The sequence below is a fragment of the Sphingomonas sp. BK235 genome, assembly GCF_004345855.1.
Lineage (GTDB): Bacteria > Pseudomonadota > Alphaproteobacteria > Sphingomonadales > Sphingomonadaceae > Sphingomonas.
Genome location: NZ_SLXN01000001.1, coordinates 444,194 through 458,894, shown reverse-complemented (window position 1 = coordinate 458,894; position 14,701 = coordinate 444,194). Strand labels below are relative to the sequence as shown.

The following is a 14,701-nucleotide window of genomic DNA, read 5'->3' as shown; positions in this document are numbered from 1 at the left end:
GCGCGAGGGAACGGCTTACCACAGCACGCCATTATCGGGTTGCATCGGCTCGGGTGCCTCCTCGCCGATCGACTGCAACAGGTCGATCTCGATCGTCCGGCACATCGCCAGCAGCGGCAGGTCGTGCACCGTATTGGCGAAGGGATCGACCAGATCGTCGCCGATCGCCAGCACCGCCAGGAACATCAGCCCCGCGACGGTCGAACCGAGCGGCGTGGCGAAGCCCAGCGTCTCCACCAGCCCGATCGGCAGGAGGATGCAGAACAGATGGGTGAAGATCATCGGGAAGAAGCGATATTGATTGGGTAGGGGCGTGTTCTTGAGCCGCTCCATCCCGCCCTGCGCGTTGGCGATGTCGATCAGCACGCGCTCGATCGACGCCTGCTGGATCGTGTCGATCCACCCGTTCTCGCGCGCCAGATTGACGCGCCGGCCGGTGCCGTCGACGATGCCGTTGGCGATGTTGGTGCGCGACAGCGCGAAATCCGCTTCGCCCTTCGACAGGAACCGCAGCACCGCGTCGTCGGCTTTCTGCTTGCGCAACTGGCAGCGCAGCGCGTTCACATAAGCGATCTGGCGCAGCACGATCGTGCGCTTCATGTCGCGCGCCTCGGGATCGGGCAGGAAGTTGCGCGCCGCACGCGCGAGGTTGCGGCTGGCGTTGATCATCAGCCCCCACAACGACCGTCCCTCCCACCAGCGTTGATAGGCGGAGTTGCTGCGGAAGCCGAGGAACAGCGCGAGCGCGGAGCCGAACAGCGTCAGCGGCAGCTCGGGCGCCTTGAACGGCAGGACGTAGTAAGTGACCGTGACGATCACGTCCCAGATGAAGAGCAGGAGCAGCGGCTTCCAGACTTCGCGGACGATCTGGGTCAGGCGGGGAACGGCGGTGACGATCATGCGCGGCCAACGCACGTTACCTCAGGTCGTTGCACCTGCGGTATCAATTGACGGGACGCGCGGTCACCCGACCAGCGCGCGGTCGCGCAGCCCGCGCCACACCCGCAGCGCCTGCACCGTCTCGGCGACATCGTGGACGCGCAGCAACTGCACCCCGGCATTCGCGCCGGCGAGCGCCAGCGCGACCGAGCCGCCCAGCCGCTCCCCCACGGGCGCCTCGTTGCTGAGCGCGCCGATCATCCGCTTGCGGCTGGCGCCCAGCATCACCGCGCAGCCCAGCGCGTGCAGCATCGGCAGCGCGTTGAGCAGCGCGAGATTGTCCGACAGCGACTTGCCGAAGCCGATGCCCGGGTCGACGATGACGCGCGCGCGGTCGATCCCGGCGGCGACCACCGCCTCCACGCGCGCCTCGAGCCAGTCGAACACCTCGGCGACGACGTCCGCATAGCCCTGCCGCCCGTGCCCGCCCGCGCGCGGATCGGGGGAGTGCATCAGGATCACCGGCGCCCCCGCGCGCGCCACGGCCGCGGCGGAACGATCGTCCCACAGCAGCGCCGACACGTCGTTGACGATCGCCGCGCCCGCGGCCAGCGCCGCGTCCATCACCGGCGCCTTGCGCGTATCGATCGAGACCAGCACGCCCGCGCGCGTCAGGCGCTCGATCACGGGGACGACCCGGCGCGCCTCATCCTCTTCCCACACCAGCGTCGCGCCCGGCCGGGTCGACTCGCCGCCGACGTCGATCAGCGCGGCGCCCGCCGCCGCCAGCGCCACCCCGGCCGCGGCCGCGGCGGCCGGGTCGTCGCGGTGCGCGCCGCCGTCGGAGAAACTGTCGGGCGTGACGTTGAGGATCGCGGCGACCTGCGGCTGGTCGAGCCGCAGCACGCGCTCACCGAGTCTCAGCGGCGCGCGCGGCGCGACGATGCGGTCATGGAGCATCGCCGCACGCTCTCCCAGCGTGCCGATCTCGCCGACCGGCACGACGCGCGTCGGGCCATCGCCGCTGACCTCATAGGCCGCGAACCAGAGCAGCCCGCCCGCCAGCCGCACCGCCGCGCCGTCCGGATAAGCGAAGGGCGAGTCGACGAACTGCACGGGGCGGAGGCGGAGCGGCATCGCACCTCCCTGCCCCCCGCCCGCCGCCGGCGCAAGCGAGCGCGGCCGCCCCGATCAGGCGGCGGCGCGCACCGCGTCGCAGATCCGGTCGACCACCCGCTCGACCTGTTGCGGATCGTCGCCCTCGGCCATGACGCGGATCACCGGCTCGGTGCCCGAGGGACGGATCACCAGCCGCCCATTGCCCGCCAGCTCGGCCTCGGCCGCCGCGATCACCTGCCTGACCGACTCCGCCTCGAGCGGACGCCCGCCCGCGAAGCGGACGTTCTTGAGCAACTGGGGCAGCGGGTCGAAGCGATGCAGCACCTCGCTCGCGGGCGCCCCGGCGCGACACACTTCGGCCAGCACCTGGAGCGCGGCGACCAACCCGTCCCCGGTGGTGGCGTAATCGGACAGGATGATGTGCCCCGATTGCTCCCCGCCGACATTGTAGCCGCGCCGCCGCATCGCCTCGAGCACGTGGCGGTCGCCGACCTTGGTGCGGATCAGGCCCAGCCCCTGCGCCGCCAGATGGCGTTCCAGCCCCAGGTTCGACATCACCGTGGCGACCAGCCCGCCCCCGGCGAGCCGGCCCGCGCGCGCCCAGCTCGCCGCGATCGTCGCCATCAGCTGGTCGCCGTCGATCACGCGGCCGCGCTCGTCGACCACGATCAGCCGGTCGGCGTCGCCGTCCAGCGCGATCCCGATCGCGGCACCATGCTCCACCACCGCCGCGGACAGCGCCTCGGGGTGGGTGGAGCCGATGCGGTCGTTGATGTTGAGCCCGTTGGGGCTGACCCCGATCTGGACGAGATCGGCGCCGAGCTCCCACAGCGCCTCGGGCGCGACCTGATAGGCGGCGCCGTTGGCGCAATCCACCACCACCTTGAGCCCGTCGAGCCGCAGGTCGGCGGGGAAGGTCGACTTGGCGAAATGGATGTAGCGACCGCGCGCGTCGTCGATCCGCTTGGCGCGGCCGATCTCACCGGCGGGCGCGAGCGCGACGTCGCCGTCGATCGCGGCCTCGATCGCCTCCTCGTCCTCGTCCGACAGCTTGTAGCCGTCGGGGCCGAACAATTTGATGCCGTTGTCGGCGAAGGGATTGTGGCTGGCGGAGATCATCACGCCCATGTCGGCGCGCATCGACTTGGTCAGCATCGCCACCGCGGGGGTCGGCATCGGACCGACGAGCGTGACGTCCATCCCGACGCTGGTGAAGCCGGCCTGGAGCGCGCTCTCGAGCATATAGCCCGAGAGCCGGGTGTCCTTGCCGATGACGACGCGGTGGCGGTGCGCGCCGCGCAGGAAGTGCCGCCCCGCGGCCATGCCGACCTTCATCGCCATCTCCGCGGTCATCGCGCCGGCGTTGGTCAGCCCCCGAATACCGTCGGTTCCGAAATATTTCCTTGCCATCGCCTCGTCCGTTCGCTCCGCTGGGGCGCTCCCATAAACGAAGACGAACGAAGGGCGAAGAGCGCGCTGATGTCGCAGGCTACCCGTATTCTCCTGGCGCTGGTCGCCGGCCTCGCCGCCGGCATCCTGCTGGTGCGCGTCGCACCCGGCGCGGTGCCGACCGCGATCGCGGTGGCCGAGCCGCTCGGCACCGCCTGGCTCCACGCGCTGCAGATGACGATCGTCCCGCTCGTCGTCGCGCTGCTCGTCACCGGCGTGGCCGCCACCGCCGAGGCGGCGCGCGCGGGCCGGCTCGCCGCGCGCGCGATCGCGCTCTACGTCGCGCTGCTCGCCACCTCGGCGACGATCGCCGCGCTGCTCACCCCGCTGCTGCTCGCGCTCGTCCCGCTGCCCACCGCCTCGGCCGCCGCGCTGCGACGCGCGCTGTCGGGGGCGGAGGCGGTGCCGCCGGTCCCGCCGCTCGGCGATTTCCTCGCGGGGATCGTCCCCACCAACGTGATCCAGGCCGCCGCGAGCGACGCTTTCCTGTCGCTCATCATCTTCACGCTGGTGTTCGCCTTCGCCATCGCGCGGATCGAGCGCGAGCAGCGCGACCTGCTGGTGCGGCTGTTCACCGCGCTGCGCGACGCGATGCTGGTGGTGATCGACTGGGTGCTGTGGATCGCGCCGCTGGGCGTGCTCGCGCTGGCGCTGGTGGTGGGCGCGCGCGCGGGCACGGGGGCGTTCGGCGCGCTGGTCCATTATATCCTGATCGTCAGCGCCTCGGGGGTGGCGGTGATGCTGCTCGCTTATCCGATCGCGCGGTTCGGCGCGCGCGTCCCGCTCGGCGCGTTCGCGCGCGCGACGCTGCCGGCGCAGGCGGTCGCGATCAGCACGCAGAGCTCGCTCGCGTCGATGCCCGCGATGCTGGAGGGAACGCGCGACCTGGGCGTCGACGTCCGCGTCGCGGGCGTGACGCTGCCGCTCGCGGTCGCGATCTTCCGCGCGACCGGGCCGGCGATGAACCTGGCGGTGGCGATCTATGTCGCGACCTGGTTCGACGTCGCGCTCTCGCCCGCGACGCTGGCGATCGGCGTGGTGGTGGCGACGCTGACGTCGCTCGGCTCGGTCAGCCTGCCCGGCACGGTGAGCTACGTCAGCGCAATCGCGCCGATCGCGGGAACGATCGGCGCGCCGGTCGCGCCGCTGGGCCTGCTGGTGGCGGTGGAGACCATCCCGGACATCGTCCGCACGGTGGGGAACGTCACCATGGACATCGCCACCAGCGCGCGGCTCGGCCGCCGCGGTTCGGCGCGCGAGGAGTCGGCCGCGCTTGACGAGACACGCCCGCCGGCTTAACTGACACATATGTCAGTAAGGAGTCGATCGCGATGACTCGCCTGCCGCCCTATCCCGGCACCACCGGCCGACGCGACTGGCGCGGCGCGCTCGATGCGGTGCGCCGGCTGATGCGCGACGCCGACGACACGCGGCAGGTGTTCCGCATCATGCGCGCGCTCAACGTGGGCAACGCCCCTGCCAATTACGCGCGGCTGATCGCGACCGCTGAGGGTGGCCGGATGGCCTATGAGCGCGTCGAACTGGCCGAGCTGCTCGGCGACGGTGACGCGATCGCCGGCTTCGCACCGGGCAGCGTCGGCGCCGCTTATCGCGATTTCCTCGCCGCGACGGGGTATAGCGCCGATGGCTTGGTCGCGGTGAGCGAGCTCGACCATGCCGATGCCTGGGCCGCGGCGCACCCGTACGGCTGGATGGGCCGTCGCATCCGCGACCTGCACGACCTGTGGCACGTTTTGACCGGCTATGAGGCGGACGATCCGCTCGGTGAGGCGGCGCTGGTGGCGTTCAGCTTCGCGCAGGTGGGCGGGCTCGGCTGGGCGCTGATCGCGCTCGCCGCCGCGCTCAAGAGCGTCGCGGTGACGCGCAGCGGGCTGTTCGCGCGCGCGGTGTGGGAAGGCTATCGCCACGGCCGCGCCGCGGCGTGGCTGGTCGGCGAGGACCCGCGCGCGCTGCTCCACGAACCGCTGGCGACGGCGCGCGCGCGGCTGGGGATCCGTGATCCGCGCGCCTATCATCGCGCGCGGCGCGAGCTGCGCGATGCGCTGCAGGCGTTCGGCGGCGCGTCGCGGGCGGCGGGCTAAGCGGCGCGCGGCGGCGCGACACGCCAAGCTGCCACGGCGTAGAGCGCGCACGCGCTCCAGATCAGCACGAAGCTGGCGAGCTGGATCGGGCGAAGCGGCTCGCCGAAGATCAGGACCGCTTCGAGGAACTGGAGCGTCGGCCCGATATATTGCAGCAGCCCGAGCGTGGCGTAGCGCAGCCGCCGCGCCGCCGCCGCGAACATCAGCAGCGGGGCGGCGGTGACCGCGCCCGCCAGCACCAGCAGCAGGTCGAGCCGCGGATCGTGCCCGAACGCGCCCTGTCCGTGCGCCTGCGCCCAGCCGATCACCGCGAGCGCCGGCAGGAACAGCAGCGCGGTCTCGATCAGCAGTCCCCCGAGCGCGTCGATCGCCACGATCTTGCGGATCAGCCCGTACAATCCGAACGTCACCGCGAGCACGAGCGAGATCCACAGCGCCCCGCCGCCATCCGCCGCCAGGATCAGCACGCCGACCGCGGCGATCGCCACGGCCACCGCCTGCACCCGCGTGATCCGCTCGCGCAGCACCGCCACGCCGAGCAGCACGTTGAGCAAGGGGTTGATGAAATAGCCGAGGCTCGCCTCCAGCACGTGCCCGTTCTGCACCGACCAGATATAGATCAGCCAGTTGATCGCGATCAGCAGCGCGGTGGCGCTGAGCAGCGCCAGCGTCCGCCCGCGCGCGGCGGCGAGGACCGCGCGGCCGCGCCCCGTCAGCGCGACGATCGCGACGAGCAGCAGCAGCGAGAAGATCGCGCGATAGGCGAGCACCTGCACCGCCGGCACCGCGTCGAGCAGATGGAGATAGAGCGGCAACAGCCCCCAGCAGATGAAGGCGCCGATGCCGAGCAGGAGGCCAGCGCGGCTCTGGGCGGGGGGGTGCGTCATTGCCGCCGCCATCGCGTGTCGCGGCGCAGCACGCAAGCCGCCGCCGCGCGGTCGTGACCCGACCCGGCCAAAGCGCGTGACCTCGCGCGGCGCGGCCGTTACAGCGCGGCCATGCTGGAGATGCGTCCCGATTGCGAGCGCTGCGGCCTCGACCTGCCCGCCGACGAGGGCGGCGCGTTCATCTGCTCGCTCGAATGTACCTTTTGTGCCGATTGCGCCGACGCGCTGGACGAGCGCTGCCCCGGCTGCGGCGGCGAGCTGCTCGATCGGCCCGCGCGCACCGGCGCCACGCTGCGACGCCATCCCGCCGCCACCGAACGGCGGTATCGCGGATGATGCCGCGGGTGCTGATCGTCGCCGGCTCGGACTCGGGTGGCGGCGCGGGGATCCAGGCCGACATCAAGACGGTCACGATGCTGGGCGGCCATGCCATGACCGCGATCACCGCGGTCACGGCGCAGAACACGCTCGGGGTCCAGGCGGTCGCCGCGCTGCCGCCCGCGCTGGTGCGGCAGCAGATGGCGGGCGTGGTCGACGACCTCGGGGTCGACTCGGTCAAGATCGGGATGCTCGGCGGCGCGGACGTCGCGGCCGCGGTGGCGGAGGAGCTGGAGAGCGGGCGCTACGGCGGCGCGATCGTGCTCGATCCGGTGATGGTGGCGAGCAGCGGCGCGGTCCTCGCCGACGCGGCCACGGTCGCGGCCTTCGCTCGGCTCGCGCGCGGTGCCGCGCTGGTGACGCCCAACCTGCCCGAGCTCGCGGCGCTGTGCGGGCGCGAGTCGCTCGCACCGGACGAGGTCACCGCCGCCGCACGCGACTATGCCGGACGGATCGGGAGCCCGCTGTTGGTCAAGGGCGGCCATGCCGAGGGCGCCACCGTGGTCGATCGGCTGATCGACGCGCGCGGCGAGATCGCCCGCTGGGAGGGCGAGCGGATCGCGACGCGCCACAGCCACGGCACCGGCTGTACGCTGGCGAGCGCGATCGCCGAGGGGCTCGCGCGCGGACTCGCCCTGCCCGACGCGATCGCGCGGGCGCGCCTGTTCGTCCGGATCGCGCTGCGCGAGGCGCCGGGTCTCGGCGCCGGGCATGGGCCGATGGGCCATGCGCGCGTCCGGCTCGACGTCGCCGCGGCGGCACCGACGCTCAACCAGGTGACGCTGCCGATGACCGACCACGCCGCCACGCTCGCTTTCTATCGCGGGCTCGGGCTGACCCCGATCGTCGCCAGCGGCGAGCGATATGCGCGCTTCGAGAGCGCAGGCGGCGCGACGCTGTCGATCGAGGCGGCGCAGGAGGTCGGCGGTGCGGCGCTGGTCTTCCTGGAGGTCGCCGACGTCGACGCGGCGGTGGCGCAGGCGCGCGCCGCCGGGGTGACCGTCGAGGAGGCGCGCGATCGGCCATGGGGCTGGCGCGAGGCGCGGCTGCGCGATCCGTCGGGCAACGCCCTGTGCCTGTACCAGGCGGGCGAGAATCGCCGCTTCCCGCCGTGGCGGCTCTGATGCCGGGGCTGCTCCACGAGAGGCGCTGCCTGCCCCCCGTCGCGGGGGTCGACGAGGCCGGGCGCGGGCCGCTGGCGGGGCCGGTGGTCGCCGCGGCGGTGGTGCTGCCCGCCAAGGGCGTGCCGCGCGGCATCGACGATTCGAAGAAGCTGCCGGCGACCGAGCGCGCGCGGCTGTACGCGCGGCTGCGTGACTGCGCGCTGATCGGGGTCGGCATCGTCGAGCCCGCCGAGATCGACACGCTCAACATCTATTGGGCGACGATGAAGGCGATGACGCTCGCGGTGGACGAGCTGACGCAGGCGATCGGCGGCATGCCCGGACACGTGCTGGTGGATGGCAACCGCCTGCCGCGCTGGGGCTATGCCGCCACCGCGATCGTTGGCGGCGACGCGGTGAGCCGCTCGATCGCCGCCGCCTCGATCGTCGCCAAACATACGCGCGACCAGATCATGATCGCGGCGGCGGAAGCGCACCCGCATTATGGCTGGCAGTCGAACAAGGGCTATGGCTGCCCCGCGCACCTGCGCGCGCTGCGCGAGCACGGCCCCTCCCCGCTCCACCGCCGCAGCTTCGCCCCTGTCGCGCAGGCGGTTCTGCCATTTTGAGTCTTTTTCGCCACACCACCACATATCGAGTCCCCCTCCGTCCCGACGACTCTACATATGGACACGGGCTCCTCCTGTTCTCCCCGCGACTCGGCTGATTCCCGCGAGTCGCATCGACGAGCCGACTTGACGGAGTCCCGCTTTGACGGCCTTTTGCGCGGGCAAAGGGGAGCTGATCGCATGGGGGTTATCGACAAGATCGCGCGGTCGCGCCGTACCGCGGAGACGGTGGAATCGCCGCTGCCGCTCGACCAGATCGTGATGGCGGACTGCGTCGCGGCGATGCGCGCGCTGCCCGCGAAGTCGGTCGACATGATCTTCGCGGACCCGCCCTACAATCTCCAGCTCGGCGGCGAGCTGTTCCGCCCCGACGGCAGCCACGTCGACGCGGTGACCGACGACTGGGACAAGTTCGACACGTTCGCCGCCTATGACGCCTTCACGCGTGCCTGGCTCGCCGAGGCGCACCGGATCCTGAAGGACAATGGCACGATCTGGGTGATCGGCAGCTACCACAACATCTTCCGCGTCGGCGCCGCGGTGCAGGACCTGGGCTATTGGATCCTCAACGACATCGTCTGGCGCAAAGCCAATCCGATGCCCAATTTCCGCGGCACGCGCTTCACCAACGCGCATGAGACGCTGATCTGGGCGTCCAAGGGCGAGAAAGCCAAATACACCTTCAACTATCGCAGCATGAAGACGCTCAACGACGAGCTGCAGATGCGCTCCGACTGGGAATTCCCGATCTGCGGCGGGCAGGAGCGGCTCAAGAAGGGCGGGGTCAAGGTCCACCCGACGCAGAAGCCCGAGGCGCTGATCTATCGCATCCTGCTCGCCTGCACCAAGCCGGGCGACGTGGTGCTGGACCCGTTCTTCGGCACCGGCACCACCGGCGCGGTGGCGAAGCGGCTCGGGCGCCACTGGATCGGGATCGAGCGCGAGCTGGCCTATGTCGATGCCGCGGCGGAGCGGATCGCGGCGGCGCTGCCGCTCGACGAATCCGCGCTGGCGACGATGCAGAGCCCGCGCGCCCAGCCCAAGGTGGCGTTCGGCGTGCTGGTCGAGAACGGCTATCTCACGCCGGGCACGGTCCTGGTCGACGCCAAGCGCCGGCATAGCGCGACCGTGCGCGCCGATGGCTCGCTCGCCAGCGGCTGCGGCGCGACCGGCTCGATCCACAAGGTCGGCGCCACGGTGCAGCAGGCGCCGGCGTGCAACGGCTGGACCTTCTGGCATCGCGAGATCGACGGCGCGCTCGAGCCGATCGATCGCGTTCGCCAGACCTACCTGCTCGCCACCCAGCCCTGATCTCCCCCGCGCGGCGAGAAGCGCCGCCCGATCCCAGCGACTTGCTGGGCGGCGCGCGTTGCCGCGCCGGGTCGCACCGCCTACAGGCGGCGCGATGCTCGCGCGCCTGGTCCTCACCGATTACCGCAACCATGCCGCGCTGAGCCTCGCCCCCGCCCCCGGCTTCGTGATCCTCACCGGCGCCAACGGCGCGGGCAAGACCAACGTGCTGGAGGCGGTGTCGCTGCTCGCGCCGGGACGCGGCCTGCGCCGCGCGCCGCTCTCCGAGATCGCGCGCGGCGACGGTCCCGGCGGGTTCGGGGTCGCCGCGACGCTGGCCGACGGGGTGGAGCTCGCCACCGGCGCGCTCGCCGCGGCGCCGGAGCGGCGCGTGGTGCGGATCAACGGCGCGGCGGCGGGCGCCGCGGCGCTGGCCGAGCGGGTCGCGGTGCTGTGGCTCACCCCCGCGATGGACCGGCTGTTCACCGAGGCCGCGGGCGAGCGGCGACGCTTCCTCGATCGGCTGACGCTCGCGCTCGCGCCCGACCATGCGCGTCACGGCAGCCGCTACGAGGCGGCGATGCGCGACCGCAACCGCCTGCTCGCCGAGCCAGCGCCCGACCGCGACTGGCTCGCCGCGCTCGAGGCGCAGATGGCGCAGCACGGCGCCGCGCTCGACGCCGCGCGGCGGCGCACCGTGGCGGCACTGGGGGACGCGCTGGCGGCGCAGCCTGCCGGCGCGGTGCCGCGCGCCGCGCTCGCGCTGGAGGGGTGGCAGGGCGACGCCGCCGCGCTCGCCGCCGAGTTGCGCGCCGGGCGCGCGCGCGACGCCGCCGCCGCGCGCGCGCTGACGGGGCCGCATCGCGCCGATCTGATCGTGACCCACGTCGACAAGGCACGCCCCGCCGCCTCCGCCTCGACGGGCGAGCAGAAGGCGCTGCTGCTCGGCATCGTGCTCGCGCATGCCGAGCTGGTCGCGCGCGCGACCGGGCGCGCGCCGCTGCTGCTGCTCGACGAGGTCGCCGCGCACCTCGACCCCGCGCGCCGCGCCGCCTTGTTCGAGCGGCTCGCCCCGCTGGGGCAGGTGTGGATGACCGGCACCGAACCCGCCTTGTTCGCGACCGCGGGCGACGCGACGCGGCTCGCGCTGTGACCGGCGTGGCGGACGTGGGTTGCACCGCACCATCATTCGGCGCACGCGGCGTTAACCCACCGGCGCGACACGCGCCGGCACCAGCAGGACCACGCCGCTGACCGACGCCTTCTCCCCCGCCCCGATCGAGCAGGACGCCCGGCGCGACGGGAGCGAGTGGCGGCGCGGCTGGCCGCTGGTCGCCGCGGCGATGCTCGGCGCCGGCATGGGGCCGGGCCTGTACCAGAACCTGTCGAGCCTGTTCACGCCCGGGCTGGAGCGCAGTTTCGGCTGGTCGCGCGGGGAGATCGCCACCGCGGCCGGGCTCGGGCTGCTCGGCGCGATCGCGGCGCCCGTGATCGGGCGTGTTGCCGACCGCGTTGGCGTGCGGCCGGTCATCGTCGCCTCGATGCTGTTGCTGGGGGTAGCCTATCTGTGGCTCGCCTCGATCGGGGGGGCGATCTGGCGCTATCAGATCGGCGTCGTGCTGCTGGTGCTGACGATCCCGGGGACGAGCAGCCTGGCCTATGGCAAGCTGATCGCGGCAGCGTTCGAGCGGCGGCGTGGGCTCGCGCTGGCGCTGGGCACCTCCGGCCTCGCGCTGATGACCATCGTCGCGGCGCCGGCGCTCGGCTGGGTGATCGGGCGCTATGGCTGGCGCAGCGGCTTCGTCGCGCTCGCCGCCGCCAGTGCGATGGTCGCGCTGCCGCTGATCCTGCTCGCGATCCGCCGCGCGCCGCGCGCGATCGTCGCGCCGCGCAGCCCGGCGGTGGAGCCGAGCGGGGTCTCGGCGCGCGACGCGCGCCGCGATCGCCGCTTCTGGATCCTGGTCACCTCGGCGTTGCTCATCAACGGCGCCACCACGGGATTGGTGACGCAATTGGTGCCGATCGGGATGGAGTTCGGCCAGAGCGCGGCGCAGGCGGCACTGCTGCTCACCAGCTTCGCGGCGAGCGCGATCGCTGGCCGGCTGCTGGTCGGCCTGCTGGTCGATCGCCTCAACCCCCAGCCGGTCGCGGCAGGGTTCGCGTTGGTGTCGGCGCTGGCCTTCGCGCTGCTGGCGATGGCGCCGCAGGGGCAGGCGACGCTGCTGCTGCTGGTGTTCCTCGCCGGGCTGATGAACGGCGCGGAGAACGACCTGCTCCCCTATTTCGCGGCCCGGCTGTTCGGCCTGCGCGCCTATGCCGAGATCTATGGCACCGCGATGCCGCTGGCGCTCTCGGGCACCGCGATCGGCATCATCGGCTTCGGCCGGCTGCACGACGTCTCGGGCAGCTACACGCCCGCGCTGGCGGGGGGCGCGGGCGCGCTGCTGCTGGCATGCGGCTGTTTCCTGCTGCTGCCGGATCGGGCGCTGCCGACCGGGTCACGCGCTGGCTAGAGCCTGATCTCCGCCGGTTGCACCGTGCTCCTGCGGAAGCAGGAGCCGCAGTGCCGCACATATGGCGCTCGTGGCCCTGGGCTCCCGCGTCCGCAGGCGCACACCGCTGCGCCCCCGTCACCGACGTTCGTCGCGAGCCCGGTCGGTGCGGCATCGCAGCCCATCAGGTCGGCGACGAACGATTCCGGGTCAAGACGGACGGAATAGCGCGCGAGCTAGCTGGTAGCGGGGCGGCCAACCATCCTAGGGCTCGTCGCGATGGGGAGCCCGAATCATCTGCCCGGTCGCGCCGAGTGGCGTGCCGGCTGGCCGCTCGTGCTGGGCGGGTTGGTCGGCATGGGCGCGGGACCGGGGTTGTTCCAGAATCTCTCCAGCCTGTTCGTTCCCGGGCTGGTCGCCGAGTTCGGCTGGACGCGCGGGCAGATCGCCACCGCCGCCGGGGTCGGCCTGCTCGGCTGTCTGGTCCTGCCCTGGTTCGGTCGTGCCGCCGATCGCTTCGGCGCGCGGCCCGTGATCGCCTTCTCGCTGCTGCTACTGGGGACGACCTATCTCGCCTTCTCCCGGCTCGCCGGAGAATTGTGGCATTATCAGCTGATGGTGCTGTGCCTCGCCCTCGGCGTGCCGGGCACCAGCGCGGTCGCCTATGGGCGGCTCATCGCCACGCGCTTCGTGATCCATCGCGGGCTGGCGCTCGGCGTGGCCACCTCGGGCCTGTCGCTGACCACCTTGCTGATGCCCCCGCTGGTCGGCGCGCAGATCGCGCGGCACGGGTGGCGCGGCGGGTTCGTCCTGCTCGCGGTCTATGCGGCACTGGTGGCACTGCCCGTGACGCTGCTCGCGCTGCGCCGCGTCGCGCCGCCCGCGCCGGCCGCACCCGTGGCGGCGCCGAGCGCGCGCGCGGCGCGGCGCGATGGCCGCTTCTGGCGGCTCGGGCTCACCGCCTTCTGCGTCAATTTCGCTACCGTGGGGCTGGTGACGCAATTGGTACCGCTCGGGCTGGAGCGCGGCATCGGCGCCACCGAGGCGGCGCTGCTGGTGACCGCCTTCGGCAGTGCGCAGCTGATGGCGCGCGTCGCGATCGGCGCGCTGGTCGATCGCCTCGCCCCGCATCGCGTCGCCGCCGCGGTCGCGCTGCTGTCCGCCGCGGGGTTCGCGCTGCTCGAGCTGCGCGCGCCCGGACTCGCCGCGCTGTGCCTGATCGTGTTCGTCGCCGGGCTGATGAACGGCGCGGAGAATGATCTGCTCCCCTTCTTCGCGGCGCGGCTGTTCGGGACGCAGGCCTATGGCGAGACCTATGCCTCGCTGCTGGTGGTGGCGCTGCTCGGCACCAGCGCGGGCGTGGTCGGGTTCGGCCAGCTGCGCGATCTCACCGGCGCCTATGACGTCGCGCTCGCGCTCGGCACCGCGGCGATGGTGGCCGCGGCGCTCCTGTTCCTGTCGCTGCGCCCGCGCGGAGCGGAATGAGCGATGCTCGACCGCCGTCGCCACCCGCCCGGGCTCGCCTTCACGACGTGGCGCGCGCGCGACGGCTGGGATCTGCGCGCCTATGACTGGCCCGCGCCGGCGTCGCGCGGGCGGCTGCTGTTCCTCGGCGGACGCGGCGATTTCGCCGAGAAATACCTGGAGGCGATGGCGCATTGGCGCGGGCGCGGGTGGAGCGTCACCGGCTTCGACTGGCGCGGCCAGGGCGGCTCGGGACGGGTCGGACGCGACCCGCTGGTCAACCATCTCGACAGCCTCGATCCGCTGCTCGACGATCTGGCCGAGTTCGTCGCGGCGCGCCCGGCGCAGGTCGCGGTGGCGCATTCGATGGGCGCGCACCTGCTGCTCCGCCTGCTCGCCGAGAAGCGCGCGCGCTTCGACGCCGCGGTGCTGTCGTCGCCGATGCTGGGACTGCGCGCCGGGCCGCTCGGCACACCCGCGATCGCCGCGCTCGCCGCCGCGGCGGCGCGCACCGGCCGCGGCGACCGGCGCGTGTGGGAAGGCGACGCGGGCAACGTCGGCGGGCGGATGACCTCCTGCCCCGAGCGCCAGGCCGACAAGGTCTGGTGGAAGACGAACCACCCGCAGATCGCCTCGGGCGCGCCGAGCTGGGGCTGGACGCGCGCCGCCTGCGCCTCGATCGCGCGGCTGCGCCCCGCCGCGCTCGCCGCGGTGGACACGCGCGCGCTGCTGCTGGTGTCGCGGCGCGACCCGATCGTGTCGCCGCGTGCCGTGGCGCGCGCCGCGCGCATCCTGCCGCTCGGCCAGCTCGAGCTGCTGCCCGGCCGCGGCCACGAGCTGCTGCGCGAGGCCGACCCGATCCGCGAGCGCGTGCTGGCGCGGATCGACGAGTTCCTCGGCTGAGGTTCT

15 protein-coding genes are annotated in these 14,701 nt (G+C 72.9%); 10 read left to right on the top strand and 5 right to left on the bottom strand.

Annotated features, from left to right (window positions below; translation table 11 throughout):
• Positions 1-15: 15 nt before the first annotated feature.
• The 3 genes from EV292_RS02120 to glmM form a co-directional block, all read right to left on the bottom strand.
• Entirely contained in the window at positions 16-900 is an 885-nt protein-coding gene (locus EV292_RS02120) for a bestrophin family ion channel (RefSeq protein WP_132907527.1), read from the bottom strand.
• 63 nt (positions 901-963) lie between these two features.
• On the bottom strand, positions 964-2,016 hold the full coding sequence (folP, locus tag EV292_RS02115) for a dihydropteroate synthase (protein WP_132907526.1): 1,053 nt from the start codon (positions 2,014-2,016) through the stop codon (positions 964-966).
• A 54-nt stretch (positions 2,017-2,070) separates the two neighbouring features.
• The gene (gene glmM / locus EV292_RS02110; RefSeq protein ID WP_132907525.1) at positions 2,071-3,408 is read right to left on the bottom strand and encodes a phosphoglucosamine mutase; all 1,338 of its coding nucleotides are present in this window, start codon (positions 3,406-3,408) and stop codon (positions 2,071-2,073) included.
• 69 nt (positions 3,409-3,477) lie between these two features.
• On the opposite strand from glmM, the gene EV292_RS02105 reads away from it, so the two are divergent.
• Positions 3,478-4,746, top strand: a complete 1,269-nt coding sequence (locus EV292_RS02105; RefSeq protein WP_132907524.1) for a cation:dicarboxylase symporter family transporter — start codon at positions 3,478-3,480, stop codon at positions 4,744-4,746.
• Between the two features lie 32 nt (positions 4,747-4,778).
• Positions 4,779-5,549 carry a Coq4 family protein gene (locus EV292_RS02100; protein ID WP_132907523.1) on the top strand — a complete coding sequence of 257 codons (771 nt, stop codon included), beginning with the start codon at positions 4,779-4,781 and terminating at the stop codon, positions 5,547-5,549.
• Here EV292_RS02100 and rarD read toward each other — a convergent pair.
• Positions 5,546-6,436 (bottom strand): EamA family transporter RarD, encoded by an 891-nt coding sequence (gene rarD, locus EV292_RS02095; protein WP_243693557.1) that lies wholly within the window; start codon positions 6,434-6,436, stop codon positions 5,546-5,548. The genes EV292_RS02100 and rarD overlap by 4 nt on opposite strands.
• A gap of 111 nt (positions 6,437-6,547) precedes the next feature.
• On the opposite strand from rarD, the gene EV292_RS02090 reads away from it, so the two are divergent.
• The 5 genes from EV292_RS02090 to recF all read left to right on the top strand — a co-directional run bounded on the left by EV292_RS02090 (position 6,548) and on the right by recF (position 10,989).
• The gene (locus EV292_RS02090; RefSeq protein ID WP_132907521.1) at positions 6,548-6,772 is read left to right on the top strand and encodes a DUF1272 domain-containing protein; all 225 of its coding nucleotides are present in this window, start codon (positions 6,548-6,550) and stop codon (positions 6,770-6,772) included.
• The gene (gene thiD / locus EV292_RS02085) at positions 6,769-7,938 is read left to right on the top strand and encodes a bifunctional hydroxymethylpyrimidine kinase/phosphomethylpyrimidine kinase (protein ID WP_132907520.1); all 1,170 of its coding nucleotides are present in this window, start codon (positions 6,769-6,771) and stop codon (positions 7,936-7,938) included. The genes EV292_RS02090 and thiD overlap by 4 nt, the downstream gene beginning before the upstream one ends.
• A complete protein-coding gene (locus EV292_RS02080) occupies positions 7,938-8,546 on the top strand; it encodes a ribonuclease HII (protein ID WP_132907519.1) in 609 nt (202 codons plus the stop codon). Before thiD ends, EV292_RS02080 begins: the two co-directional genes overlap by 1 nt.
• Positions 8,547-8,726: 180 nt before the next feature.
• The gene (locus tag EV292_RS02075) at positions 8,727-9,857 is read left to right on the top strand and encodes a site-specific DNA-methyltransferase (RefSeq protein ID WP_132907518.1); all 1,131 of its coding nucleotides are present in this window, start codon (positions 8,727-8,729) and stop codon (positions 9,855-9,857) included.
• 94 nt (positions 9,858-9,951) lie between these two features.
• A complete protein-coding gene (gene recF, locus EV292_RS02070; protein WP_132907517.1) occupies positions 9,952-10,989 on the top strand; it encodes a DNA replication/repair protein RecF in 1,038 nt (345 codons plus the stop codon).
• Between the two features lie 51 nt (positions 10,990-11,040).
• Here the strand turns inward: recF and EV292_RS22480 are convergent, their stop codons facing one another.
• Entirely contained in the window at positions 11,041-11,196 is a 156-nt protein-coding gene (locus tag EV292_RS22480) for a hypothetical protein (RefSeq protein ID WP_165926996.1), read from the bottom strand.
• Between EV292_RS22480 and EV292_RS02065 the strand changes: the two genes are divergently transcribed.
• The 3 genes from EV292_RS02065 to EV292_RS02055 all read left to right on the top strand — a co-directional run bounded on the left by EV292_RS02065 (position 11,195) and on the right by EV292_RS02055 (position 14,695).
• The gene (locus tag EV292_RS02065; RefSeq protein WP_165926995.1) at positions 11,195-12,349 is read left to right on the top strand and encodes an MFS transporter; all 1,155 of its coding nucleotides are present in this window, start codon (positions 11,195-11,197) and stop codon (positions 12,347-12,349) included. The two genes, EV292_RS22480 and EV292_RS02065, sit on opposite strands and share 2 nt — an antisense overlap.
• A 258-nt stretch (positions 12,350-12,607) precedes the next feature.
• Positions 12,608-13,813, top strand: coding sequence for an MFS transporter (locus tag EV292_RS02060; RefSeq protein WP_132907515.1), 1,206 nt, complete (start codon positions 12,608-12,610; stop codon positions 13,811-13,813).
• 3 nt (positions 13,814-13,816) lie between these two features.
• A complete protein-coding gene (locus EV292_RS02055; RefSeq protein ID WP_132907514.1) occupies positions 13,817-14,695 on the top strand; it encodes an alpha/beta hydrolase in 879 nt (292 codons plus the stop codon).
• The last annotated feature ends 6 nt before the right edge of the window (positions 14,696-14,701 follow it).

What these genes read in the sequence shown, in the direction of transcription:
- EV292_RS02060 (WP_132907515.1), top strand. Translation starts at nt 12,608, where the DNA reads ATGGGGAGCCCGAATCATCTGCCCGGTCGCGCCGAGTGGCGTGCCGGC.
- rarD (WP_243693557.1), bottom strand. Translation starts at nt 6,436, where the DNA reads ATGACGCACCCCCCCGCCCAGAGCCGCGCTGGCCTCCTGCTCGGCATC.
- EV292_RS02080 (WP_132907519.1), top strand. Translation starts at nt 7,938, where the DNA reads ATGCCGGGGCTGCTCCACGAGAGGCGCTGCCTGCCCCCCGTCGCGGGG.
- EV292_RS02055 (WP_132907514.1), top strand. Translation starts at nt 13,817, where the DNA reads ATGCTCGACCGCCGTCGCCACCCGCCCGGGCTCGCCTTCACGACGTGG.
- EV292_RS02100 (WP_132907523.1), top strand. Translation starts at nt 4,779, where the DNA reads ATGACTCGCCTGCCGCCCTATCCCGGCACCACCGGCCGACGCGACTGG.
- EV292_RS02105 (WP_132907524.1), top strand. Translation starts at nt 3,478, where the DNA reads ATGTCGCAGGCTACCCGTATTCTCCTGGCGCTGGTCGCCGGCCTCGCC.
- EV292_RS02090 (WP_132907521.1), top strand. Translation starts at nt 6,548, where the DNA reads ATGCTGGAGATGCGTCCCGATTGCGAGCGCTGCGGCCTCGACCTGCCC.
- EV292_RS02075 (WP_132907518.1), top strand. Translation starts at nt 8,727, where the DNA reads ATGGGGGTTATCGACAAGATCGCGCGGTCGCGCCGTACCGCGGAGACG.
- glmM (WP_132907525.1), bottom strand. Translation starts at nt 3,408, where the DNA reads ATGGCAAGGAAATATTTCGGAACCGACGGTATTCGGGGGCTGACCAAC.
- EV292_RS02065 (WP_165926995.1), top strand. Translation starts at nt 11,195, where the DNA reads ATGGGGCCGGGCCTGTACCAGAACCTGTCGAGCCTGTTCACGCCCGGG.
- thiD (WP_132907520.1), top strand. Translation starts at nt 6,769, where the DNA reads ATGATGCCGCGGGTGCTGATCGTCGCCGGCTCGGACTCGGGTGGCGGC.
- EV292_RS22480 (WP_165926996.1), bottom strand. Translation starts at nt 11,196, where the DNA reads ATGCCGGCGCCGAGCATCGCCGCGGCGACCAGCGGCCAGCCGCGCCGC.
- EV292_RS02120 (WP_132907527.1), bottom strand. Translation starts at nt 900, where the DNA reads ATGATCGTCACCGCCGTTCCCCGCCTGACCCAGATCGTCCGCGAAGTC.
- recF (WP_132907517.1), top strand. Translation starts at nt 9,952, where the DNA reads ATGCTCGCGCGCCTGGTCCTCACCGATTACCGCAACCATGCCGCGCTG.
- folP (WP_132907526.1), bottom strand. Translation starts at nt 2,016, where the DNA reads ATGCCGCTCCGCCTCCGCCCCGTGCAGTTCGTCGACTCGCCCTTCGCT.